At 35.4% G+C, this 23,446-nt stretch carries 25 protein-coding genes and 1 other RNA gene; all 26 read right to left on the bottom strand.

The window, feature by feature from the left end:
- Positions 1–32 precede the first annotated feature (32 nt).
- The 26 genes from DW761_RS03800 to DW761_RS03675 all read right to left on the bottom strand — a co-directional run bounded on the left by DW761_RS03800 (position 33) and on the right by DW761_RS03675 (position 23,441).
- A complete protein-coding gene (locus tag DW761_RS03800) occupies positions 33–899 on the bottom strand; it encodes a type IV secretory system conjugative DNA transfer family protein (protein ID WP_233509479.1) in 867 nt (288 codons plus the stop codon).
- Complete coding sequence (locus DW761_RS03795; RefSeq protein WP_117455926.1) at positions 886–1,461, bottom strand: hypothetical protein; 576 nt, start codon at positions 1,459–1,461, stop codon at positions 886–888. Before DW761_RS03795 ends, DW761_RS03800 begins: the two co-directional genes overlap by 14 nt.
- A complete protein-coding gene (locus DW761_RS03790; RefSeq protein ID WP_117455928.1) occupies positions 1,461–1,766 on the bottom strand; it encodes a hypothetical protein in 306 nt (101 codons plus the stop codon). The genes DW761_RS03795 and DW761_RS03790 overlap by 1 nt, the downstream gene beginning before the upstream one ends.
- An 80-nt stretch (positions 1,767–1,846) precedes the next feature.
- The gene (locus tag DW761_RS03785) at positions 1,847–2,830 is read right to left on the bottom strand and encodes a serine hydrolase domain-containing protein (protein ID WP_117516450.1); all 984 of its coding nucleotides are present in this window, start codon (positions 2,828–2,830) and stop codon (positions 1,847–1,849) included.
- Between the two features lie 90 nt (positions 2,831–2,920).
- The gene (locus tag DW761_RS03780) at positions 2,921–3,268 is read right to left on the bottom strand and encodes a hypothetical protein (RefSeq protein ID WP_117456133.1); all 348 of its coding nucleotides are present in this window, start codon (positions 3,266–3,268) and stop codon (positions 2,921–2,923) included.
- A 12-nt stretch (positions 3,269–3,280) separates the two neighbouring features.
- A complete protein-coding gene (locus DW761_RS03775; protein WP_117456135.1) occupies positions 3,281–4,135 on the bottom strand; it encodes a conjugal transfer protein TrbL family protein in 855 nt (284 codons plus the stop codon).
- A 9-nt stretch (positions 4,136–4,144) separates the two neighbouring features.
- Positions 4,145–4,489 carry a DUF3852 domain-containing protein gene (locus tag DW761_RS03770; protein ID WP_117456137.1) on the bottom strand — a complete coding sequence of 115 codons (345 nt, stop codon included), beginning with the start codon at positions 4,487–4,489 and terminating at the stop codon, positions 4,145–4,147.
- Entirely contained in the window at positions 4,482–4,787 is a 306-nt protein-coding gene (locus DW761_RS03765) for an AbrB/MazE/SpoVT family DNA-binding domain-containing protein (protein WP_233513015.1), read from the bottom strand. Before DW761_RS03765 ends, DW761_RS03770 begins: the two co-directional genes overlap by 8 nt.
- Entirely contained in the window at positions 4,750–5,166 is a 417-nt protein-coding gene (locus DW761_RS03760; RefSeq protein ID WP_117456139.1) for a hypothetical protein, read from the bottom strand. Before DW761_RS03760 ends, DW761_RS03765 begins: the two co-directional genes overlap by 38 nt.
- Positions 5,159–6,100 carry a DNA adenine methylase gene (locus tag DW761_RS03755; protein ID WP_117456140.1) on the bottom strand — a complete coding sequence of 314 codons (942 nt, stop codon included), beginning with the start codon at positions 6,098–6,100 and terminating at the stop codon, positions 5,159–5,161. The genes DW761_RS03760 and DW761_RS03755 overlap by 8 nt, the downstream gene beginning before the upstream one ends.
- A gap of 23 nt (positions 6,101–6,123) precedes the next feature.
- On the bottom strand, positions 6,124–6,693 hold the full coding sequence (locus tag DW761_RS03750) for a hypothetical protein (RefSeq protein WP_117456142.1): 570 nt from the start codon (positions 6,691–6,693) through the stop codon (positions 6,124–6,126).
- 87 nt (positions 6,694–6,780) lie between these two features.
- Positions 6,781–10,611, bottom strand: coding sequence for a SpaA isopeptide-forming pilin-related protein (locus DW761_RS03745; RefSeq protein ID WP_117516448.1), 3,831 nt, complete (start codon positions 10,609–10,611; stop codon positions 6,781–6,783).
- Positions 10,612–10,807: 196 nt separating this feature from the next.
- Entirely contained in the window at positions 10,808–11,536 is a 729-nt protein-coding gene (locus DW761_RS03740; RefSeq protein WP_117456146.1) for a CAP domain-containing protein, read from the bottom strand.
- A gap of 178 nt (positions 11,537–11,714) precedes the next feature.
- Positions 11,715–12,296, bottom strand: coding sequence for a sugar O-acetyltransferase (locus DW761_RS03735; protein WP_117456148.1), 582 nt, complete (start codon positions 12,294–12,296; stop codon positions 11,715–11,717).
- Between the two features lie 611 nt (positions 12,297–12,907).
- Positions 12,908–13,153 (bottom strand): heavy-metal-associated domain-containing protein, encoded by a 246-nt coding sequence (locus DW761_RS03730; protein ID WP_117456150.1) that lies wholly within the window; start codon positions 13,151–13,153, stop codon positions 12,908–12,910.
- Positions 13,154–13,229: 76 nt separating this feature from the next.
- A complete protein-coding gene (locus DW761_RS21810) occupies positions 13,230–13,403 on the bottom strand; it encodes a FeoB-associated Cys-rich membrane protein (RefSeq protein ID WP_158552369.1) in 174 nt (57 codons plus the stop codon).
- Between the two features lie 20 nt (positions 13,404–13,423).
- A complete protein-coding gene (gene feoB / locus DW761_RS03720; protein WP_117456153.1) occupies positions 13,424–15,841 on the bottom strand; it encodes a ferrous iron transporter B in 2,418 nt (805 codons plus the stop codon).
- A gap of 76 nt (positions 15,842–15,917) precedes the next feature.
- Positions 15,918–16,139 carry a FeoA family protein gene (locus DW761_RS03715; protein WP_117456156.1) on the bottom strand — a complete coding sequence of 74 codons (222 nt, stop codon included), beginning with the start codon at positions 16,137–16,139 and terminating at the stop codon, positions 15,918–15,920.
- Between the two features lie 20 nt (positions 16,140–16,159).
- Positions 16,160–16,372 (bottom strand): FeoA family protein, encoded by a 213-nt coding sequence (locus DW761_RS03710; RefSeq protein WP_117456158.1) that lies wholly within the window; start codon positions 16,370–16,372, stop codon positions 16,160–16,162.
- A gap of 542 nt (positions 16,373–16,914) precedes the next feature.
- Positions 16,915–17,217 carry a MazG nucleotide pyrophosphohydrolase domain-containing protein gene (locus DW761_RS03705; protein WP_117453070.1) on the bottom strand — a complete coding sequence of 101 codons (303 nt, stop codon included), beginning with the start codon at positions 17,215–17,217 and terminating at the stop codon, positions 16,915–16,917.
- A 308-nt stretch (positions 17,218–17,525) separates the two neighbouring features.
- Positions 17,526–17,908, bottom strand: a transfer-messenger RNA (tmRNA) gene (gene ssrA, locus DW761_RS03700).
- A 52-nt stretch (positions 17,909–17,960) separates the two neighbouring features.
- Positions 17,961–18,410, bottom strand: coding sequence for an SsrA-binding protein SmpB (gene smpB / locus DW761_RS03695; protein WP_178695168.1), 450 nt, complete (start codon positions 18,408–18,410; stop codon positions 17,961–17,963).
- Positions 18,411–18,436: 26 nt separating this feature from the next.
- A complete protein-coding gene (rnr, locus tag DW761_RS03690; protein WP_117453068.1) occupies positions 18,437–20,605 on the bottom strand; it encodes a ribonuclease R in 2,169 nt (722 codons plus the stop codon).
- A gap of 58 nt (positions 20,606–20,663) precedes the next feature.
- A complete protein-coding gene (secG, locus tag DW761_RS03685) occupies positions 20,664–20,894 on the bottom strand; it encodes a preprotein translocase subunit SecG (RefSeq protein ID WP_117453067.1) in 231 nt (76 codons plus the stop codon).
- A gap of 95 nt (positions 20,895–20,989) precedes the next feature.
- Complete coding sequence (locus DW761_RS03680; protein ID WP_117453066.1) at positions 20,990–21,433, bottom strand: chemotaxis protein CheW; 444 nt, start codon at positions 21,431–21,433, stop codon at positions 20,990–20,992.
- Positions 21,426–23,441 (bottom strand): chemotaxis protein CheA, encoded by a 2,016-nt coding sequence (locus tag DW761_RS03675; RefSeq protein ID WP_117516447.1) that lies wholly within the window; start codon positions 23,439–23,441, stop codon positions 21,426–21,428. The genes DW761_RS03680 and DW761_RS03675 overlap by 8 nt, the downstream gene beginning before the upstream one ends.
- Between the last annotated feature and the right edge of the window lie 5 nt (positions 23,442–23,446).

The raw sequence follows: 23,446 nt of genomic DNA, 5'->3' as shown, positions 1-23,446 counted from the left end.
AATGGATAGGGTAGCTGACAACCAGCAATTTACTATGCGACTTCTTGTCGCACCTCATGTTCAGGATCTAAGGTTATCAGTGTGAACCCCTGTTCACGCAGATTACAGAGAATGAGTTTCAGAAGATATGATTTTCCCTGTCCTGAGTTACCAAGAATCAGGATATTGGCATTTGTCTTATCATCACTTCGTCTATTAAAATCTACGATGATATTAGAACCGAATTTATCGGCTCCTAGATAGATGCCATGTGGATCTGTCTTACCAGAATAATTGAAAGGGAACAGATTCGCTACACTTGTTGCAGGCAGTACCCTCTCAAACTGTTCTTTGAACATATCTCTACCGCTTGGCATAACTGCGTGAAATCCTTCCTTCTGTCGTAATATCAGCCTGTCTACGTTCAGCTTACTTCGTACCAGTTCTGTAAGTGTTTCCGTCTGTAATAGTTTCAATGCTTCATAATCATTTGCAGTAAGTTCCAAATATACAGCACAATGGATGAGCGGTTCTCGAGAGCGATGCATATTCGCAATTAGATCCATAACATCCTGTAGATTGCTTTGTGCAGTGATGGACTCCTGCAGATCCTGTGTGTTTCCTTGCTTCATACGGTTCTTATTAGCGGCATTCCCAATAATCTTTTTTTCTTCTGCAGGAGTCACCTGTCTGGCATAAACATGAAGTGTTAAGCCATCTTTTTCGCCAAGATAACGAAGAAGCGCTTGTTCTTCTGTGGCTGTTGGGTATTCTCTTAATGCCCACACACAGCGATATGTATTGCCACAGATATAATACTCACTATAAAACCGAATCACAGAGGGAGAGATCATGTCCAAAAATTCTTGGATATGCACTTCTTCTGGGGGAATTACCTTTTTCTTTTTAAACAGTTTCATCTGTGTACCACCTCTCTCCATCAATATCTTCAAAACGATCTGTTGTCACATTCTGTTCAAAATACACAGCCAGCATTCCTTTCAGATCATCTTTAGAAGCACGTTTTACTGTTAAATTCTGTAGTTTGATTAGCTTCTCGATTCTATGAATCAGCTGCATGATTTCCACCTGATCATTCGGCTTGATCCGAACAGCAAGCAGGAACAATCGAGCAGTTGCAGTCTGAATCTGGATCTTATCCAGATGTAATAGATCTTTATTTAACAACTGAATCACTTTCTCATTCTTTTCTTCCTCGATTCGCTTTCTTAGAAAAATCTTATTTTCCTCAAAGTTATCCCTGCTGTTCAACGAGATCATTTCCAGATCTGCCAATCCTTTTAACACATTCGTCAAAGCAAAAATCTTACTTCCGATATTCTCATGACTCATTACGGACAGGTTCTGAGGCTGGATAATAAAAAAGACAATCTCATCTCCGCCATACTGCTGTAAGCTGAAGTCTGTGATTGTCTTCGTATTCACCAATTCTCTCGTTGATTGTTTTTTCTTCTTTTTCATCAGTGACCTCCCTTCTTGCCAATCTCCATATCAATTGAATCAACATTTGATAATGACCAATGAAAAAATTGCTGGCTGAAAATAAAAAAGGCACAGGCATATTTGATAAAATCAAAGATACTTGTGTCTTGATATCGTATTGTCAAAAATGCATAACAGGCAACCAATGCAACAGGCAGGTAAAAGTTTACTTGCGTGATTGCCATTACTGAAAAGATAGCACCTATTCCGATGATTCCAATATCTGTCAGATACCAGAGCCATAAAGTTGGCTTTCCTTTCAGATTATCTGGATACATATACATCTTTCTATCATTCCTTTCTGTATATTTAAATAAAGCGACCATATTATGATTGCTAATCTTAATTTATAAACTGTAATTTGTTATTCTAAAACAAATGGCTCAATATATTCTCTTATGAATTGAACTCTATCAAATACCAAAGGCTTGAATGTTGCCGTAACAGAGATTACAATGTTCTTTTCAGTATTAACATATATTACATTTCCACTGTCACCAATGGCAGAATATATTTTCTCTTCTTCGTCTATAATCCACCACAAAAAGCCATATTTCATAAATCCAAATTTTTCATCAGTAGTTAAATATGGTGTAGTTATTTTTTCTATCCATTCGGTTGATACAATTCTTTTGTTATCATAGATACCTTTATCAAGGCACATTTGTCCTATTTTAGCCATATCTTCTGCCGATAAACAGAGCCCAAAACCTGATGATACAATTCCTTTGTTATCGCAAAACCAACCATTTTCTTTTGGCTCTTTTGAAGTCACAAAGCCAATATGTTCCTCTTTGTTTTTTACTGTATAAAGATGTCTTTCTTTTATTTCAAGAGGCTTGAATAAATATTCATTGGCAAATTCCAATGTTGTCATATTACTTACTTTGGTTATTATTGTACTCAATATATGTATGCCGAGTGTTGAATACTTAAACTCACCTATAATACCGCTTTTACCGCCGAGTAAATCAAGGACTGCTTTTGACCAATCCTCACTCGTGCATACTTTTGTCCAAGGCTCCGACTTGTATTTATATGGTGCGGTCATTGTAAGCAAATGATATAAAGTAATATTGTGTATGGTCTTTTCTCCTCTTTTAAGCACATAGTCGGGGAAAAAATCCAATACTTTTTGATGGATACTTTTAATCATACCTTTATCAATAGCAATTCCAATAAGTATGGCTATAATGCTTTTTGTTACCGAAGCAATATGAATGTTATCGTCTGCATTAAAATCATTCCAAGTATCACTATAAATAATGTTGCCGTTTTTGAGCACTACCATTTGGCATATATTAGGTTGTTGTTCTCCTATAACACGATGCAATTCCTCTTTATTCATTTAACTTCATCCCACTTTCAAATTCTAATTTATAGGGTTATTATACGCTTTAACTGTACCATATACAAGGTAAGAAAATTCACATTAATATTATCTTTTTATATGCTCAAAACAAATATCATCTCTTATCAAAGATAATTCTCTCATCATATCCATATATATTGCTCGTAATCTTCCTTTTGGATATTTAAGTTTTTTATGATATTTGTAATTTTCGAACATATAAGAAAGATGTCTTGCTCTATGCTGAGCAATCTCTCTATTAGATTCATCAGGGTAGAAGCAATCAATATAGACTTCTTTAGTATTTAATAGAATCTCTTTCTTAATTTGATCGTAGATTTCAATATCTCCAAAATTACCGAAGTGTGTAATAAATGGGCAAAGTTCATTTCCATCAAGATCAATGGAATAGTTAATTTCATCGATGTAAGCCATATATCTTCTCATTTACTTAACCGCACCTGCAATCGTTCTGGTAATAGACATAGCTGCTTGTGCAGCATACATCGTACTCATCAGATTCGCTTTCGTACTTGTGTCCATTCCAAACTGTCCAGCAATTCTTGGTATCTCTCCTGCAGAGAGGATCAAACCAATTCCCAATAAACAGTTTTCTTTCATGACACCAAGTCCTGCAATTAACATCACTGCCTGTAAAAAAGCAGTAAGACATATACCGATAATCTGTTTACACCATTGAACGAAACCATCGGTATAGCCTCTTGGCACAGAGAACATATATAAAGAGCCTACTGCTATAGTAATCAACAATATTCCTCCACGTTTCAGATTAGCAAAAAATATTTTGATTATAGAATAGCCCATCATGATTAAAATCATGATGGCGAGCAGTGCGCTTAATCCCATATCTGTTAAAAATCCTAATGACATTTTTGCAGTTTCTCCTATTGAATCAGATCCAACTAGAGTTGCCATTCCTGAGGTAAGCTGTACCTGTAATGTGATGCAGAACTTGAACAGACTAATTGGTACCACAGTAAAAAGGGATACAGCCATAAATCCCTTAATATAATTCAAAGCTGTATCCTTGATGCTTCCTCTGCCTCCTTGATACTCTAATGCGCACTCGAAAGCAGCTACCACAAGCCCTACCGCAAACAGCGTCCACCCAAACAGACGCATAATTTCTACGATAGATTTTACCCAATTATAATCAAAAATCTCTGCTCCCATGTTTCCCATCAGTCCAAAAAATTCCCCTAAGGTATCAAGAATCTTTTCATATATCCAATCGATAATACCTCCCAGTACCTTGTCAGCTACAAAATCCCAAATAAACATGGCTGCTCCTTACAGAATCGTCCAAATATAATTTGGTGCTGTTAATGTGAAACATAAACATGCAAACAGGATGGCTGGAGCTGTCCATTCAAACTGTCCCTGCTTTCGATAATCGAAATATGCGGTTCCGAGCTTCACAAAAAAGAATACTGCCAAGACAAGGTCGATGACTGGGAATACGACATTATTGACAACACTTTTTATCTGTCCTTTAGCACTTCCCCATGCACTCTCGATTGCTCCTGATACATCTCCAGCTGCATAACATGGTTTCATAAAAATTACGAACATCAATAATAAAAATATCATGACGAACAAGACCTTTATCCTTTTATCTTTTAAAACTCTAATCATTATACTCCTCCGTTCTTTCTGCCATTTCTACCATCTTTTTTGTAAGCATCAAAAGTGATTTTTTATCTAACTTTCTTGCGGAGGAAATGACCATATTTTGTAATGCTTCAATAGATTCATCATTCAGCTTGACGATATCTAGTTTTGCAATTAAGATACCGTTTCGTACATTTTTGATCTCTACAATATCGCCCTTATGGATATCCGCTTTATCGCGGATATCCTGAGGAATTACCAATCTTCCTTGTGTATCTAATATCTTAAATTGACTCTTCTTCTGATTCGAGCACATTTTCATTGATCCTTTCTGCAATACAATCTGCCATTCTATTTAAATCGACATGCTGCTCCATCAGTGCTTCTATGTATTCACTAGGTAATGCCTTGATGATATTGGCAGATGTTGTCACTGTCAGTTCCTCGCTACCAAGTATGACTTGCAGATCCTGATTTTCTATTCCAGCACTTTTGAATAGACGATGTGGAATGCAGAAGTATTCTTCTTTTTCTAATCTATCTTTTTCATCTCCTTCGATGAAAAAACACTTTTCTGCCAATCTTTCTGGATCATATTGTAAAATCAAACGATCCCCAACTTTCAGAAGCATCTCTTTTGCAACCTGTTGAGGTAACTGAATCTTAAAATCTTCCAAAACATTGATATATATACTATTCATTTTCTTCATCCTCGCTTTCCATAAAATCTAAATCAAATAGTCCCATTTGTTTTCCAACTCTTTCATTATTCTGCGTGTCATAATTAGATATCAAAACTTCTGGGAATTCCGCAGCATTGTCATAGCGCAATGCCATGTTATTTACACGTGAACAACTTTCTATATGAAAGTCTTTATAAATATCACGTATGAATTCACAATCGTTATAACTAAGCAAAAACTTTCCTTGTATATTCGCCAATGTATCTCTTAACCGTGTATGATCCTCTTTTGTAAATAAAACCTGATACATCCCTTCTGTTTCATAATAAGGTGGATCACAATAAAAAAAGGCATTCGGTCTATCATATTGACAGATCAATGCCTCAAAATCTTTATTCTCGATGATGGTATTGCTAAGACGATCAGATATATCCCAAACCATATGGAAAGCATTCCTTACATCATATGGTCTGCATCCATAAGTCTTGCAGCCAGAGCCATAACTGTAACGTATCAGTTTAAAAAACGCCACTGCTAGCTTTACATCCTGTTTTTCAATACGTTCTTTTCTCATAATCTCTATGATTTCTTCTGCCTGTAGCTCTGTAAAATAAACACGAACACGCTTAACCTCATCCTCCAGATATTTATCTTCGATTCGTTGCTTTGAGATAATGTCTTTATACAAGTTAAAGATATAACGTCCATTCTCAGGTAAATAGCCCAGTTCCTCTATGAAGGCCAATGGCTGATCTCTGATGACCGCAAACATATTGGTTAAGTTATTATTAAAATCGTTATATACTTCGAATTTATCTGGCTGCTTACCGAAGAGAACCCATCCACCACCGCCAAACACTTCAATGTAACGATCATAATAATTTGGAAATCTGGAATAGATGAGATTGCGTAATGCTTTTTTACCACCTATCCAGCTGATAATACTGTTCAATAGGCACATTCCTCCTTTCTGATTTATGGGGACATTTGCATGTCCTCGAATAATTCTTCATTATCCATATTTATATCTACATCTTCATCTCTGACAACGCATAAATGCAGATGATGAATATTCATTGTTCTTAACACATTTAAGATAAACTCTGTTTCATCCATTTCATATTCATCAGGGATTGCCAGATAAATATTGATCTTCCCCAGCTTATCTCCATAATAACATTCATTCACTGCACCGAAAATACCGTCAGAAGCAGTATAGATTTCACTTCGGTTATGCTCTGTTTCAATTTCATATCGTGCCGTATCTACTCCTATTTCATATTCTTTTTCAGCGGTTGGTTCTCCTTTCCAATATCTATTGGAAAGACTCACGATAAGTTCGCCATAATCATAACTGTAATCCTCTTGCTCATCATACATGGTTTCATGCTTTACCATGACCTGAATGGAATCCATCTGAATGTTATCTTTTTCATATCTGCACCAGACACCTTCCTCATAATTAGGATCACTGATTTTTAGATAATCCACAGGCAAACGGATCCTGCTAGGATATGCCTCTACCTTTTGATGAATGATTTTCATTTTCTCCACCTTTCCATTTCCATCAGCAAAATAGGAGCAATGATTTTTTTATCACTGCCCCTATCATGAATACATTCATTTACTTTCTTATTGCTTTTTTGACTTTCTATACAAGACAAGAACAGCGATACCTGCACCAAGTACGATGGCTAATAATGGCATTACTTTTGTTTCATCTCCTGTCTGCACAACAGTGATCGGTGTTCTTTTATCCTTCATTACCAAGTGCTGAACCTGCATATCCTCTTCCACCTTAAACTCAATGTCACCTGCTTTTTCGTAGTGTGAAGGAGCACTGATTTCCTTGAGGATATAGGATTTTCCTACCTCAAGTCCTTTGATCTCATGAGGTTCTTTCGTGGACTTCCATGTTTCCACAGTTTTACCTGTTTCTTTATCCACGATAGTTAGTACAGCACCTTGCAGTGCTTCTCCGTTTTCTGCATCCTGTTTTTCCACAATGATTGTCGTAATGCGATCACTCATTTCAACTTTTAGTATTTCTCCACTATCTGCGATCGTGAATTCCACATCCTCAGCTTTGTGGTATCCAGCAGGTGCATTGACCTCATGAAGTACATAAGTCTTACCAACATGAAGTCCAGTAATCTTGTGTGCTTCTTCTGAACTTGTCCACTCATCTATGATATTCTTGCTTTCTTTCTCCAATACCTGTAGCTGCGCTCCAGCAAGAGGCTCTTTCGTATCTGCATCCACTTTCAGGATCTCTGTCTTTGTGATTTCATCTTTCATTTCCACTTTTGTTGCTTCTCCTGACTCATCGATGGTAAATGTAACATCAGATGCAGTAGCGTATCCTAATGGTGCAAGATCTTCATGAAGACGATATTCCATGCCGATAAGCAATCCTTTGATAATATGAGGTTCTTTTCCTGAAGTCCATGACTCAATTAAGTTATCATCTTTATCAAACAACGATAATTCTGCGCCTTCCAGTTCTTTTTCATCTGTTGCATCTACCTTGGATATTTCGGTAGTAGTCTTTTTGTTAGTTACTTCCAGTGAGCGTGTATAAAGCGTCTTATCACTATGGTCGTAACTTAAGTCAATATCGTATACTGTTGTATCTAGATAGTAACCTTCCAATGCTTGGACTTCTTTCAACTCATATTTTCCTAATGGCAAATTCGCTATATTGATCTCACCTGTTTCATCTGTCATATATCGTCCATCTTCTGAAATATCAACAGATACTGGTTCACCCGCTTTATAAAGAACAGTATTTCTTCCATCAAGGCTTACGATATCCTCTTTGGCTGTCAGTTGATAAATTACTCCACTTAAGAATTCTTTGGTATCTTTATCTTTCTTAACCAAATGGATTTCGCCTTTTGGAGCAATATTTGTTACGTTTACTCCTATCTCATATACCTTGGTCGTATTGTCTTTTTTCGTAAATACAACGTCATGAACTTCTTCAGAAAGCACATATCCTTCTAAAGTCAATTTTTCACGCAGCTCATATTCACCCATGTTAATATCTTTAATGGTAATGATTCCTTTGGCATTCGTTTTACCTTCATAAACAGTTTCTCCAGCTTTATACAACTTAGAACCATCGATCATATTGATGATATCTTTCTTTGCAGTTAAGCAATACTCAACATTTTCCATAGGAAGTTTAGTTGTTTGATCGACTTTCTTAATTGTCAAAATACCCTTTGGCAGTCTGTTCTTAACCTTAACAGTTATAATTGGTTCCTGATCTTCGTCCTGATCCATATCTCTGATATTTTCAATCTTGAATGTCACTGGTTTTTCCAGTTCCAAGAACCCTTCAGGAGTCTTGATCTCATCGATGGTATAACTTCCTGACTGCAATTTTAACGGTAATACAACTTCACCCTGTTTTCCAAAAATGGAAACAACCTGATTCTTGCTGTTAGTAGTGAATGTATCAATTTTCACACCACCTACCTTTTGTACAACATAGTTGCCATCTTCATCTTTAATCTTGAAGCTTGCACTGTTCAATGTTACTGCTTTTCCAGTATCATAATCTTCTTTTACGATACGAACCTGTGCAGATAATGGAGCATTGTTTACATTGATCTTCTTGATCTGTTCATCTTTTTTGTAAGACGTATAATTCTTACTGATTGAAATAGTAAAATCAGGTGCTGGTATACGATCTGCAGGACTCTTTGTTTCCTTCACAAGATAAACACCATAAGGCAGATACTTCGTAGTTGCAATTCCTTTTTTATCTGTGGTGATCACATCATAAGTAACTGCTTTATCCCATCCAGACTTATTTACATCTGATTTCAGTTTCAAAGTAAATTCTACATCTTCTAAACCATCATATACTCCAGAAGAGCCATCAATTCCTGATTTGAAAATTTGGATTTTCTGCATGTTAGGTTTATCTGCAGTTGTCTTGTTGACAACCGTTTTTTCCACTGTCTGACCTGCGTAATCTACAGAAACATCGATTTTAGCAGAATTGATCTGAAGACTACCATTATTGTCTACTTCTTCGATGTAATATTTTCCTAATGGAAGATCATCCCATGTAATCATTCCGTTGGAATCTGTTTTTTTATAAGATATGATCTGATCCTTTTCGTAATATTTAATGGTACCTGCAGCATTCGTTATTTTTTCCTTGGCAATCAAAGCATATTGGTTATCCTGCAAATAAGCATCACCATATTTACCATCTGTTTCTGTTGTATCAATGGATTTCTTTAAAACAACTTTACCTTTCTGTTCCTTATTTTCAATCGTCGTAGATGAAGTAATCAGAGAGGTTGTCTGATTCTTGTAATCAAGTGTTACTATATGCTCTTTTGTATTTAGAATATAGCCATTCGTTACTTGTGATTCCACGATACGGTATCTGCCTAAAGGAACTTTTACACTTGCTTTGCCATTTGCTGACGTTGTCAACGTAGCAACTAATTGATCTTTAGTATAAAAAACTTTTGATCCTGCTCTGTTCGTGATGGTTTTATCAGCATATACCTTGAAGACCGTATTGGAAACTCGATCTCCATTCGTATTTGTTTTAATAACTTCGATCTCTCCAGTTGGTTCGTTATTAGTGACTACTACCACATTTTCACTTGCCTTCACGCCTGCTTTGACAGTAAACGATCTTACTGTGTTATCCAACAGGTAACCTTCTACGGTAGATACTTCTTGATACTTATATGTTCCTGTATCTAAATTAACACCTTCATCATCTGAATCCCAAATACCATTTGAATTTGTAGTAACTGTTTTAGTTGAACCATTAGGCATTGTTATTTTAAACTTAACTCCTGCCAATGCATTTCCAAATTCATCTGTTTTCTTCAATCTTACTCCACCTTCATCAGGGAAGATTCGATATGCTTTATATGTAATGATTGAACTTCCATGTTTGGTGCTGAGTAAATCAATATCGCTGATCATAACTTGTTGTTGAGGGCCTGATGGCATCTCAGCAGCACAATGTATGATTTTACCGTTACCCATATAAATCCCCATATGAAGAGCATCTCCTGTATTATCATAAAACAGAATGATATCTCCTGCTTTTACATTTTTAGGATTTGCTTCCTCGGTGGAGTAGGTATAGCTTGTTACACCTAAGCCTTCCAGATAACTATCAATGGAATATGTAGTGAAACGGTCTGCATTAAATTTCAAGCCAACCTGTTTGAATACATAAGAAACGAAACCAGAGCAATCAAAGCTATTCGGGCCTGCAGCTCCCCATACATATGGCTTTCCTAAATGTCTTTGTGCTTCCTTTAATACCTCATCTGCTTTATTGACTTCAAAATATATATTTTCTCCTGCCGCTTGAACTTGCAATGGCATTGAAGAGAACACTGTAGATAGTGTTATGAAGATAGTTGCAATCGTCATCAGCACTTTGTGTATTGCTTTTTTTATTTTGTCTTTCATCGTATTTTCCTCCTAATAAAAAGGGACATAAAGTGTTATTTCAACCTTATGTCCATATACTGTTCAGTTAAATTTTAAGTATAGGGCATAATGCCCTAAAAGAAACCCACCTTGTAGTAATTCATATGATCTCCTTTCCATAAAAAAAACACGACCATTTTTCAGATCGTGCTTCATTATCTATTTTATATGTATTTTACCAGCGTGTTTGAAATACTGAGTAATAGTATCCATTATAATAATAAATCCCAACTGCTGCTTCTGTGTTGTTACTCAATAATAGTTTATTATGAGGTGGCGAACTCACCCATGCAGAGAATGGGTCATCGTAATTCGTTATACATTCAGCTCCATCTCCACTATGCCATAATGCTTCTTTCTGTGCCATTGCGAATGCATGCGAATCACACCTACTTCTAAGTTCAGATGAATATGTAAATGGTTCTTTCCCATTTTGAGTACGATATGCATTTATCTGAGCAAATACCTGATCTGCTTTTGCTTGTTGAATCACTGGCGGTTCTGGTTCTGGATTTTCAACAGGTGGTGTTACTGGTTTGCTAGTTTCTCCTGTATGATTTGAATCTTGAGAAGGTGTGTTGTTTTCTTGATTTGATTCATTCTTATTAGAATTTGATTGGTTATTGTCTTTTTTTTCTGTTTTACTGCTAGTACCGTCGTTTTTTGATGATTCCTTCTTAGGAGCATTAGATTGTTTCTGTTGCTTTTCCTCTTCCTGTTGTTTTTTCTCTTCTTTTTCTGAATCATCTTTTTCTTTTTGGTTATCTTTTGACTTAGTATCATTATCTTTTAATGCTACTGCCGATCCTGCAGGCTTTGCTGATTTCTTATCATTTTGATCATTAGCAGATGTACATCCAACCAGAAGACTTCCTATCATCATCAATACAAATAATTTTTTCATAAAATTCACTTCCTTCTCTTTTTTACATTATAGACTGATTACATTTCAAAAGTCTATTCTTGAAATATCATTTTATTTGAGTTACACTAGACGATTATTGACTTTACACAATATAATAATCTTATTTTATAAATAAAAAAGAAAACTATCAAACTTCTTTACATAGTACCTTATATTTTTATATCCTCTTTGCACTCTGTATACTTACATTTTTTTGATCTTTTATTACCTTACATGGATTACCCACCGCAATCACATTCGCTGGTATATCTTTAGTAACCACACTGCCAGCACCAATAATCGAATGATCACCGATTGATACCCCCGGTAATATCGTAACATTTCCACCGATCCATACATGATCACCTATACGAACAGGTTTTCCAAACTCTTTATTTTCTTGTCTTTCTTTATAATCTAATGAATGGCATGCTGTATAAATCTGTGTATTAGGACCGATCAATGTATAATCTCCAATGATAATTGGACATACATCAAGAAATACACAATTAAAATTAACCATCACTTCTTTTCCTAGATAAATGTTATATCCATAATCGCAGAAAAAAGGCGGCTTTATCCAAAAGTAACCACTTGTATTCATCAATTTTTTTATCATCCGATTTCTCATATTTACTTCATGGAATACTTTTTTATTGTATTTTGTTAGTATACGACTAGCTTTATCTCTATCTAAAACAAGTTGCGGAGAAACAGGATTATAGATAAAACCATTGATCATTTTTTCTTTTTCTGTCATAAATTTACCTCACATTTTGAATTTCATGTATTAAATCTTTTTAGTTAAATATATGAAAAATCATAGGGACAAACAACACTACAAATACACCGATGATACTGACACCGATTACATAAGCTAAGTTCTTTTTTTGTTTATCATCCATATAATTAACCTCCTTATTCATAGTCCTATATTAAAGTATGAAATATAAGTTCACATTTTCAAGTTTATTTATATTTCATATTATAGCACGATGACATTTTTAATACTATATCACTGAAAATCGCGCTAAATTCCAAATAAAAAATGACCAATTATATTTAATGATAACTGGCCATTCTCACACTTTTTTACGACTTTTCACGGAAAAATTGTGTTTTTACGGAAAAATCTTTGCTTTTTATATGCGTTTGTATGCTACCTGTATGATGCCAAAAGCCCTTTAGTTATCGGCTTTTTATATACGCCTATTTATTAAGTGTATTGTACCTGTATGCAAGTGTATGCAATTATGAGTAATCCACCGCGGAAATAATAGAAGTTAACACTTATGAAATAAAATCAGAAATTATTTCATATATATTTTAAACAAGACTATAATAAGAATCTCTTGGGATTTCTAACAGAGCCTATGAAAATAAACCCTTTTTCATATAATCTTCTTGTTTTATAGATATTAATGTATACCCTGTATCATGTATCACTTTTCTTAGTTTATCTTCATCTATAATCGTTTCTGATAATAATTCGATTTCTCCTTTTCTGTGAGAAGTTTTTACTTTTTTGATATTGAAATTTTTACGAATACAATCATTGATATGAGATGCACACATAGAGCACATCATTCCTTCAATTTTCAAAGTTATTTCCATCATATATTAAATATACCTTTCTCGTTTATAATGATCGAAAGGAGTATCCATTTAAGATGAACTACCCCTTTTTGTTGATTTAAGAACTATGATTACAAGAGTGATTCATCTGACAATGCCCACATTGGCCACCGCAGGATGACTTCCCCTGCCTTTTTTCATTTATCATATATCTTATGATCCATATGATAATCATAAGTAAAACAATGCTTATGAAAAGTGTAGATATATGATTTAACAACCAATCTATCATTATCATATCCTCGACTTTCTTTAAACTCTGACTTCTTTGCCTAATTTCACAGGCTCTTTATACGGTTTTATTAACATATAGGTGATAAATAATAGAACGATAACTGCACATATAAGACCAATAATATTTGCATTCCCTACAAATACTGAACCAATTTGGTAGACAACTAATGAGATAGCATATGCAAATACACATTGATATGCAATCGCAAAAGTTGTCCATTTCGTAGAATTCATCTCTCTTTTGATAGCACCCATAGCTGCAAAACATGGTGCACATAATAAGTTGAAGCAGAGGAATGAATAAGCTGCTAATTGTGTCATCCCCTCAAAATCAAGCACCCCAAATACACCAACAACCTCTTCTTTTGCAACCAATCCCATAATTGTAGCGATCGTTGCCTTAATGTTACCAAAACCTAATGGAGCAAAAATCCAGCAAATAGCTCTTCCTAGCATACCTAGTACGCTGTTTTCTAATTCCATATCTAAACTGAAACCAAAGGAACCATCTATCATGCCAAACATAGAGCCTGCCCATATGATAATAGATGATAATAATATGATGGTACCAGCTTTTTTAATAAAGGAGGAAGCCCGTTCCCACATAGAGCGAAAAAGATTGGACACTGTTGGCATATGATAAGCTGGAAGTTCCATGACGAAGGGCGCAGGTTCACCAGCAAACATTTGTGTTTTCTTCAACATGATTCCAGATATAACGATTGCCGCAATGCCGATGAAATAAGCACTTGGTGCTACCCACCATGCTCCATGAAATAATGCTGAAGCGATCAATGCGATGATTGGTACTTTTGCGCCACATGGGATAAATGTAGTCGTCATGATCGTCATTCTGCGATCTCTTTCATTTTCAATCGTTCTTGATGCCATGATTCCTGGTACTCCACACCCTGTTCCAATCAACATTGGTATGAATGACTTTCCTGATAAACCAAATTTGCGGAATACACGATCTAATACAAATGCAATACGTGACATATACCCACAGGCTTCTAAAAATGCCAATAATAAGAATAACACGATCATTTGTGGTACAAATCCTAATACAGCACCAACACCACCTACGATTCCATCAACAATCAAGCTTTGTAACCAAGAAGAGCAGTGTATACTATCCAATAAGTTATTCAACAAAACAGGGACACCTGGTACCCAAATACCAAATTCAGAAGGATCAGGTACTCCTTGTGCATCATCACCTAAAGCAGCATCATATATTGTTGATACATCATATCCTGCTTGTGCAAGGGAATCTCCATAAGTGCCATAGGCTTCATCAAATGCTCCATAGTCTTCTTCTTGGATTGCATCTTTTATATCCTGTGCACCGATAACCTCATCATCTACTGCTTTATCCACCGTTACCACAAATGGTTTTGTCCATACATTTTCTTCGGCATATTTTGTGATTGCCTCATCATAATCATTTGTGCCAATACTAAACAAATGCCAACCATCACCAAAGACACCATCATTTGCCCAATCAGTTGCCCATGTACCAACTGTTGATACAGAAATATAATAAACAAAGAACATGATCACAACAAAGATTGGTAATGCTAACCAACGATTGGTTACCACCTTGTCTATTTTATCAGATGTAGATAGTTTACCGGCTGTTTTCTTTTTATAACAGCCTTTTATGATGGATGCTATATAAATGTAACGCTCGTTGGTAATGATCGATTCGGCATCATCATCCAGTTCTTTTTCCGCAGCCTGAATATCTTTTTCGATATGTGCAAGTACTTCTTTAGATAGATTTAATTTAGCAAGCACTTTATCATCACGTTCAAAGATTTTTATTGCATACCAACGCTGCTGATCCTCTGGCATATCATGTAAAACAGCCTCTTCAATATGTGCAATTGCATGTTCAACAGCTCCTGAAAATGTATGCATAGGAATGGTTCTTCCAACCTTTGCTGCTTGTAAAGCAGCTTCGGCAGCATCCATAATACCATTTCCTTTTAATGCGGATATTTCTACAATTGTAACTCCTAGTTCTCGTGATAATTCCTTTACATTTATTTTGTCATCATTCTTTTTTACGATGTCCATCATATTGATTGCCATTACAACAGGAATACCAAGTTCTGTTAACTGTGTGGTTAAATAAAGATTTCGTTCTAAATTTGTACCATCTACGATATTCAAAATGACATCTGGATGTTCATTAATCAAATAATTTCGTGCAACAACTTCCTCCAATGTATATGGCGATAAGGAATAAATACCAGGAAGATCCGTAATGATAACATCTTCATGTTTTTTCAATTTTCCTTCTTTTTTCTCAACGGTTACACCCGGCCAGTTACCAACAAATTGATTGGAACCTGTAAGTGCATTAAACAATGTTGTTTTTCCACAGTTTGGATTGCCAGCTAAGGCAATGCGAATAGTTTTTTTCTCCATACTTAAATCCTACCTTTCTAAAAATTAGCCTATGCTAACTAAATTCGTTAAAAATTAAGGGCAATGCCCTTGTACGTTACTCTACTTCAATCATATCTGCATCTGCTTTACGAATGGATAACTCATATCCACGAACGCTTATCTCTATCGGATCACCTAATGGTGCAACCTTACGTACATGTACTTCTACACCTTTTGTAATTCCCATATCCATAATTCTACGTTTTACTGCACCTTCCCCGTGAAGCTTTATAACTTTTACATTTTCTCCGATATTTACTTGACGAAGTGTCTTCATTTTCGTTTCCTCCTTAAATTTTAAATGAAAATTTTTTGAGCCATTTCTTTACTGATCGCAATACGCGATTCTTTTACATTGACAATGATATTTCCTGCAATCTCATTAATGATCGTCACATTTCCTCCAGCTACGAAACCTAAATTCTCTAAACGCTTCTTTGTTTCTGGATTGCCTCCAATACGTTTGATCATGTTTTCTTCTCCTACATTCGCAAATGTTAATGGCATCATACTCATCCTTCCTTTTAATTGAATACAACATTCATGTATTTCTTAAGTTAGCCAAGACTAATCTCATGTATATGTTAGCATAGTCTAACTTCAATTGTCAATCAAATTTACATAATTTAGGAAATAAATCAATCATATTGCCCAAAAATAAAATATAATTTTTTAAGTTAACTCTTCAAGTTTTTTCATTTGTTAAGTATCTTCTTTCATATAGTAAAAAATGACCAATTACATTTAATGATAACTGGCCATTCTCACGACTTTTTTACGACTTTTCACAGAAAAATCGTGTTTTTACGGAAAAATATTTACTTTTTATATGCGTTTGTATGCTACCTGTATGATGCCAAAAACCCTTTAGTTATCGGCTTTTTAACGTTGTATGCTATGTGTATTATTTATTCTGCATGCGCATGTGAGGAAAAGCTAACACCTACGTTCGCATGAATTACCTTTCTCGCTCCTTTTAATGCTTTAACATTTGACACCTTATTTACATTTATGGCATAAGATATTTACATCTAACACTGTACATCAGGATTTTACCAGCGCTTCATATTTTTTTCAAACTTTTCAACATAAGCGGATTTTAACTCTTCTGAAGATATATCATAGCATAATAAAATATCATTATAGTACATTAAAACATCAGACAATTCTTCAATTAATTCTTTTCTTACATCTTTACTATTGCTTGCTTTTAAACCTCCATGTTTTTTTACAATATCTATTACTTCGCCAATTTCTCCTACCATCCAAAGTAATTTGTTCTTACCAACTTCTGGAGAGATTCCTTCCCATTTATCTTTATACTTTTCCTGTAAAGTCCTTTGCATTTCTTTCATTTACGGTGGTTTCATCCATTTATCATAACCTCCATAATTTTAAATATGTATATTTTCACTGCACTCATATGTGTATTCATCATATCACGGTATACGTATCTCCTCAATAATCAATCTACCAAATATTTTTCATAATGACATCCAAGTTGGCACTATTCTTTGTAGATACGTGTCCAAAAACAGCTTGTTTTTCAGAAAATATAGATGACATCCACGGTGATGCGACAAATAAAAAAGACGGACAAATCATCGAATAAGCCTTTATTTATCGGCTTTTTTACGATGACATCCGTCCTGGCACTTTTATTTGGTGGAGGTGGCGGGAATTGAACCCGCGTCCAGAAACAGCACCACGTATGAACGTCTACAGTTTAGTTCATGTCATATATTCAACAGGTAATCATGAACAACTCCCATTGAATGTGCCTGATAAATTTTCGTGAAACAGCTCTCAGGCGAAAGACAGCTTCCTTAACCTTCGTATCTTAAGCGCACATCCAAGCACCAAAGGTCAATGCATTGGCAGCGGCTGCGAACCTATGTCGGTTATTAAGCAGCGAAAGCAACTCTCTGGTTTCCACCAAAGATGTTAGCTAATTTAGTTTTTCCAGTTAAATTTATTTTGGTTATAACGTAACCACTCGACTGCAGTTCATACCATACATATCCCTGTCGAAACCAGTACACCCCCGGTTTTAGGAACAGTTGTAGTTTACCACAAAATGCAGTAAACTACAACAACGTTAATAATGATTTTTCAAAGCTTTTTCAATTTCACGTTTTGCGTCTTTTTCTTTTTCCGCATTACGCTTGTCATGAAGATCTTTCCCTTTCGCAAGAGCAATCTCAAGCTTAGCCATACCTTTTTCAAGATATAAAGAAGTTGGTACAACCGTATAACCTTTCAGTTTCACTTTCTGTGTCAGCTTCTGTATTTCACTTTTATGCAAAAGCAGTTTACGATCACGCGTTTCATCATGATTAAAACGATTACCGAATTCATAAGGCGGTACATGCATCATTTTGATGTATGCTTCTCCATCCTTAAAACTGATATAAGCATCCTTCAACTGCGCATGACCTTTACGAATTGCTTTGATTTCTGTACCTTGTAGAACAAGTCCAGCTTCAAAACGCTCCTCCAGAAAATAATCATGACTGGCTTTTCGATTATATGTAATCACTTTTCTCATAAGAAACAACGACCTCCTTTACTACTTTATGCGCGATTCTTTTTACGTATTCTTTGTTTAGGCAGCTCTTTTATATCATTTTTCTTCTTTTTGTTCTTTTTTGTTAAAATCTCAAAATCTATCTCACGTTTAAAGCGGTTTGCGCCAACACATTTCACACGCACTTTCTGACCCATACGATAAATATTAGCTGTATGCTCACCAATCAATGCTTTCATATTGTCATCATAATGATAATAATCATCAATCAAGGTAGAAATATGAACAAGACCTTCTACAGTATTATCCAATTCTACAAATACTCCAAATTTTGTAATACCACTGATAATACCATCATAAGTGCAGCCGATATATTTTTCCATATATTCCGCTTTTTTCATATCATCAACTTCACGCTCAGTATCTACAGCGATTCGTTCACGAACACTTGCCTGATTTGCGGCATCTTCACACCATGCTTCATCCTTTTTCATTTTATCTGGATTTTCACATTGTGTAAAGACATATTTTTTTAACATACGGTGTACAACAAGATCTGGATAACGTCGAATTGGGGAAGTAAAGTGTAAATATTCCTTTAATGCAAGCCCAAAATGTCCCAAGCAGCGGTTATCATATCTTGCCTTCTGCATGCTACGCAACATAAAACTACTCAAAACAGAATAGTTCTCCTGTCCTTTCGCTTCTTTCAATAAGTTAGAAAACTGCGCGGGATAAACAGACTGTATTCCACCCTGGAACGTATATCCCAGTGTCTTGGCAATTCTTGCGAATTCGCGCACCTTTTTAGGTTCTGGTGCTTCATGTATACGATACATAGAAGGCGTTTCCAGCCATTTTACATGTGTAGCAACACATTCATTCGCCGCAATCATAAAGTCCTCTATGATGCGCTCTGCCTGCCCTCTTTCACGTAATATAATATCTGTTGGTTTGCCTTTTTCATTTACAATGATTTTTGCTTCTTTTGTATCGAAATCAATGGCACCAAGTCCTTCTCTGCGTTTGCGGATGATATCAGAAAGAACTTTCATATGCATGCACATTTTCAATAAATGCGGATATTCCTTTTGCGCAGTTTCATCGCCTGCCAGTATGTCATTAACCTTGCGGTATGTCATTCGCTCTGTGGTTTTAATCACAGAAGGGAAAATCCGATAATTCATGACATTGCCTTTTTTATCAATATCCATCATACACGTCATTGCCAAACGCTCTACTCTTGGATTTAATGAACAAATGCCATTACATAATGCATGGGGAAGCATTGGTACAACCCGATCCACAACATAGACGCTGGTACCACGATGATATGCCTCTTTATCTATCGCACTGCCTTCCTTCACATAATGTGATACATCTGCGATATGTACTCCTAATCGATATCCACCTTCAATTTTCTCTACTGAAACAGCATCATCCAGATCCTTTGCATCATCGCCATCAATGGTAATGGTCAATAAAGAAGTCAGATCTTCTCGGTTTTTCTTTTCTTCCTGATCAATTTCTTCAGGAATACTTTTAACTTCCTGCATGACTGCTTCACTAAATTCTGGTACGACATCATGATCTAAAAGAATAGATAAAATATCTACACCTGGATCATATTTATATCCGATTACCCGTTCGATATGGGCTTTAATTGTTTGACCATAGCTGTCAATTGCCACCAATACTTTTGAATCATGCACAACCCGGAAATCCTGAAAGTTTGTAATTTTTATACGACGATTCAGCATTTCTGTATCTGGCAGAAAATATTTCTCACCACTCTCACGAATTTTTACAACACCTACCAAAGTCTTGGTATTATGTTCTAAAACCTCAATGACTTCGCCTTCTACACTTCCATCATAATTATTCCAGGTCTTTGCGTATACTTTATCCTGATCCATACCTAAATGAAGTGCTTCTCTTGCGATATAAAAGCTTTCCTCTCCGGTTTCCACAAATCCAAAGCCTTTCGGATTAATACGCAGAGTCCCTGTTACATACCCTAAATGTTCACTTGTGAAATAACGTTCACGCTGATCTCTTGCAAGGACATGTTCAGCTTCTAATTCATTTAAGCATTTCATCAGTTTTGTAAAGGAAGCTGCATCTTCCATTTTTAATTCTCTGGATAGATGTGATGCATCCATTCCTTTATATTTTTGACTCTGCACGATGTCCAGTATGATTTGACGTATATCCATCGATCATACCTCCTTTCTTTATATTAGTATAGTAAATAAAAAAGACCATATACGGTCTTTATTTCATAATACGAATGATTAATACCAAAGCGAAGAAGATGATACCTGTCACCAATGTCACATTAGACATTACTTTTTCTGCGCCACGTTCCTTTACGTTAGCGAACAGGTTTAGCCCTTCACCACCAGTAAAGGCACCACTAAGACCATCTGATTTTCCACTCTGTAATAAGGAGAGTATTATTAGTACGACCGCTGAAATCATTAACAAAATATCTAAAATGCCCATAATAATCCTCCTTTCTTACGATATTGCTTATTCATTATAACAGAGTTCTAGCAGAATTACAATCATTTTTTATCTCAAAAGTAAACTTTAAAAAATTAGTCCTGCACATATCTGTCATCTAGAAGTTCCCTGCTTAAGTCATGAATAATATTTTTAATATCCACAACATAAACGATACCATATTTACTTTGGCATAACTCATCAACCTTTAACAGCCGGTCATTTTTCTGATATTTGGTTCTGACGGTTATCTCATCTTCATAAATCACCGTAGGAACATCATTCATCTGTAAGATAAATTGATCCTGTTCCAGTTCTACAAGTATCATGCATTTTCTTGTTAATGGAATTTCTCTTTCACAAAGATGAGAGAAGGAAATCACGGGATAAATCATGCCATTGTGACTGCATAGTCCGGTAAATGCATAATGTAAACATGGAACTGGCGTTACTTTCTGTTCTTCAAAGGTTTCAATGACATAATCTAGCGGTATGCCATATAAGCGGTTGAATGCAGAAAAACATAGAAGATCACTCATACACACCCACTTCCTTTCCTAAACAACGATCCAGCAGATATTCAATATTCAAGGACATACAGATACTTCCATCACCTAAAAGACTACAACCCGAAATACCCGTTGCTTTTTTAAAATCAATATTGATGATGGATGGTAATGGTTTATCTACAATATGTTGATATCCAATAATTTTATCCATGACGATACAAGCCTCTCTTTGAGAAGAATGAATATAAATAATAATCTTTTTTGTGGCTGGTGCAGCTTTTTTTATCCCGAAAAATTCATTTAAATCTATCAAAGGGATCGCTTTTCCATTATAGAAGAAAGTCGCAGAATTTTCATCTTCCTGCACAGTTCCATCATCTATATCATATGGAAAATAACGCAGAATATTGTAAGATGGAATAGAAAACTTATGTTCCCCAACCATAAACAGCATGCTTTCCACAATCGTCAAGGTTAACGGCAAATGCATGGTAATTCTGGTACCATGATGCAGACGGGTGGATAAACTGACATTTCCTCGAAACTGATCCACCATGTTTTTCACAACATCCATGCCTACCCCACGCCCAGATATCTCATTTGCCTGCTTTTTGGTTGAAAATCCAGGCATCATGATCATAGATAAGATCTCCTGTTCGCTGTATTCCTGATCCTCTTTTATCAAGCCTTTTTCTTTTGCCGTATTTCTAATTTTTTCTACATCCAGTCCACGTCCATCATCTTCAACATGAATCGTGATTTCTCCATTGTTATTTTCTACTGTCAGTTTAATAACACCTTGTAATGGCTTATTAATTCTTACACGCTCTTCAGGTGGTTCAATCCCATGGTCAATCGCATTTCTTAATAAATGCATCAAAGGGTCAAATAAATGATCAACAATCTCTTTATCTATTTCTATATCTTCCCCTTTAACAACAAAAGTCACCTTTTTATCTTCTTTATGCGATATATCACGAATCACACGATTTAGTTTTGGAACAATCGTTGATATCGGTATCAGTCTGGCACTCATCACAATTTCTTCAAGCTCCATAAAGGCTTTATGAAAGCTTCTTTCAAACATGAATGATAATTCACGATCGTTATCTTGTTCCAGTCTTGTCATCATCACAGATTCCGCAACCATCAGTTCTCCTAATAAATTCTGCATTTTATCCAGTTTTTTTACCTGTACGGGAATAACAGATGATGATATTTCTTCATTTCGTTTATCTTTTGATAATACATTATCTTCATCATTATTATTTTTTTGATTCAGCATCGCCATAAATTCATCACGCTGAATAATTTTACAGGACTCTACAAACAATGCACGATGCAGCATTTCTAATACTTTCTTGCGATTTGTAGATTGAAAACGTATAAAAAATCCAAATTCTTTAATAAATTTTGCCGCATCCGGATTATTTTCCAGTTTTTGTGGAATACTTTCCAGCTTTTCACAATAAGGCATAATCTGTGATATGATCATATAAGCACGGATATTTTCCATACTGGATTCTTTTTCATAACGCAATCGTATGAATACATCCTGTTCATTTATCCTTGTATCTGGTTTAGATGGTTTTGGCAGGACTTCCTGTTTTACTTCATTTGGTTCCTTCATTAATTTTTTCTGAATGGTTCTGGAAGTATGAATCAATTCCTCAGGACTTGCTGGCATATAGTTATCAAGTTTCATATGCTCTAGTTCCCCATGCATAAAATCAGATACATCATATAATAATTCAAACAGTTCACTTTTACAATAAGCTAATTTTGATTCATCATCTCTTAACACTACAAATGCATCTTCAACAATATGCATCAACTCCGCAATACCATCTAATCCCATCATGGATGATGAGCTTTTGGTAGTATGCATAATACGAAAAATGGAATGAATGTCTTCTTTATTGATTGTTTCTTGCTTTTCCGATTCAATTAGTATTTTATCCAATTGCTCAAATAATTGGTTTGTTTCATATAAATATACATCCAGCATTGATTTCTGGTCATCATCAAATATCGTCATAGCTC

The sequence above is a fragment of the Absiella sp. AM29-15 genome, assembly GCF_003434225.1.
Taxonomy (GTDB): domain Bacteria; phylum Bacillota_I; class Bacilli_A; order Erysipelotrichales; family Erysipelotrichaceae; genus Hoskinsella; species Hoskinsella hominis.
The sequence above is the reverse complement of the archived record's forward strand: the minus strand, read 5'-3'. Positions and strand labels throughout refer to the sequence as shown.

Bases quoted from the DNA above. Each gene is read 5' to 3' on its own strand.
- DW761_RS03800 (WP_233509479.1), bottom strand. From the start codon at position 899: ATGAAACTGTTTAAAAAGAAAAAGGTAATTCCCCCAGAAGAAGTGCAT.
- DW761_RS03795 (WP_117455926.1), bottom strand. From the start codon at position 1,461: ATGAAAAAGAAGAAAAAACAATCAACGAGAGAATTGGTGAATACGAAG.
- DW761_RS03790 (WP_117455928.1), bottom strand. From the start codon at position 1,766: ATGTATATGTATCCAGATAATCTGAAAGGAAAGCCAACTTTATGGCTC.
- DW761_RS03785 (WP_117516450.1), bottom strand. From the start codon at position 2,830: ATGAATAAAGAGGAATTGCATCGTGTTATAGGAGAACAACAACCTAAT.
- DW761_RS03780 (WP_117456133.1), bottom strand. From the start codon at position 3,268: ATGGCTTACATCGATGAAATTAACTATTCCATTGATCTTGATGGAAAT.
- DW761_RS03775 (WP_117456135.1), bottom strand. From the start codon at position 4,135: ATGTTTATTTGGGATTTTGTAGCTGACAAGGTACTGGGAGGTATTATC.
- DW761_RS03770 (WP_117456137.1), bottom strand. From the start codon at position 4,489: ATGATTAGAGTTTTAAAAGATAAAAGGATAAAGGTCTTGTTCGTCATG.
- DW761_RS03765 (WP_233513015.1), bottom strand. From the start codon at position 4,787: ATGAAAATGTGCTCGAATCAGAAGAAGAGTCAATTTAAGATATTAGAT.
- DW761_RS03760 (WP_117456139.1), bottom strand. From the start codon at position 5,166: ATGAATAGTATATATATCAATGTTTTGGAAGATTTTAAGATTCAGTTA.
- DW761_RS03750 (WP_117456142.1), bottom strand. From the start codon at position 6,693: ATGAAAATCATTCATCAAAAGGTAGAGGCATATCCTAGCAGGATCCGT.
- DW761_RS03745 (WP_117516448.1), bottom strand. From the start codon at position 10,611: ATGAAAGACAAAATAAAAAAAGCAATACACAAAGTGCTGATGACGATT.
- DW761_RS03740 (WP_117456146.1), bottom strand. From the start codon at position 11,536: ATGAAAAAATTATTTGTATTGATGATGATAGGAAGTCTTCTGGTTGGA.
- DW761_RS03735 (WP_117456148.1), bottom strand. From the start codon at position 12,296: ATGACAGAAAAAGAAAAAATGATCAATGGTTTTATCTATAATCCTGTT.
- DW761_RS03730 (WP_117456150.1), bottom strand. From the start codon at position 13,153: ATGATGGAAATAACTTTGAAAATTGAAGGAATGATGTGCTCTATGTGT.
- DW761_RS21810 (WP_158552369.1), bottom strand. From the start codon at position 13,403: ATGATAGATTGGTTGTTAAATCATATATCTACACTTTTCATAAGCATT.
- feoB (WP_117456153.1), bottom strand. From the start codon at position 15,841: ATGGAGAAAAAAACTATTCGCATTGCCTTAGCTGGCAATCCAAACTGT.
- DW761_RS03715 (WP_117456156.1), bottom strand. From the start codon at position 16,139: ATGAAGACACTTCGTCAAGTAAATATCGGAGAAAATGTAAAAGTTATA.
- DW761_RS03710 (WP_117456158.1), bottom strand. From the start codon at position 16,372: ATGATGCCATTAACATTTGCGAATGTAGGAGAAGAAAACATGATCAAA.
- DW761_RS03705 (WP_117453070.1), bottom strand. From the start codon at position 17,217: ATGAAAGAAATGCAAAGGACTTTACAGGAAAAGTATAAAGATAAATGG.
- smpB (WP_178695168.1), bottom strand. From the start codon at position 18,410: ATGAGAAAAGTGATTACATATAATCGAAAAGCCAGTCATGATTATTTT.
- rnr (WP_117453068.1), bottom strand. From the start codon at position 20,605: ATGGATATACGTCAAATCATACTGGACATCGTGCAGAGTCAAAAATAT.
- secG (WP_117453067.1), bottom strand. From the start codon at position 20,894: ATGGGCATTTTAGATATTTTGTTAATGATTTCAGCGGTCGTACTAATA.
- DW761_RS03680 (WP_117453066.1), bottom strand. From the start codon at position 21,433: ATGAGTGATCTTCTATGTTTTTCTGCATTCAACCGCTTATATGGCATA.
- DW761_RS03675 (WP_117516447.1), bottom strand. From the start codon at position 23,441: ATGACGATATTTGATGATGACCAGAAATCAATGCTGGATGTATATTTA.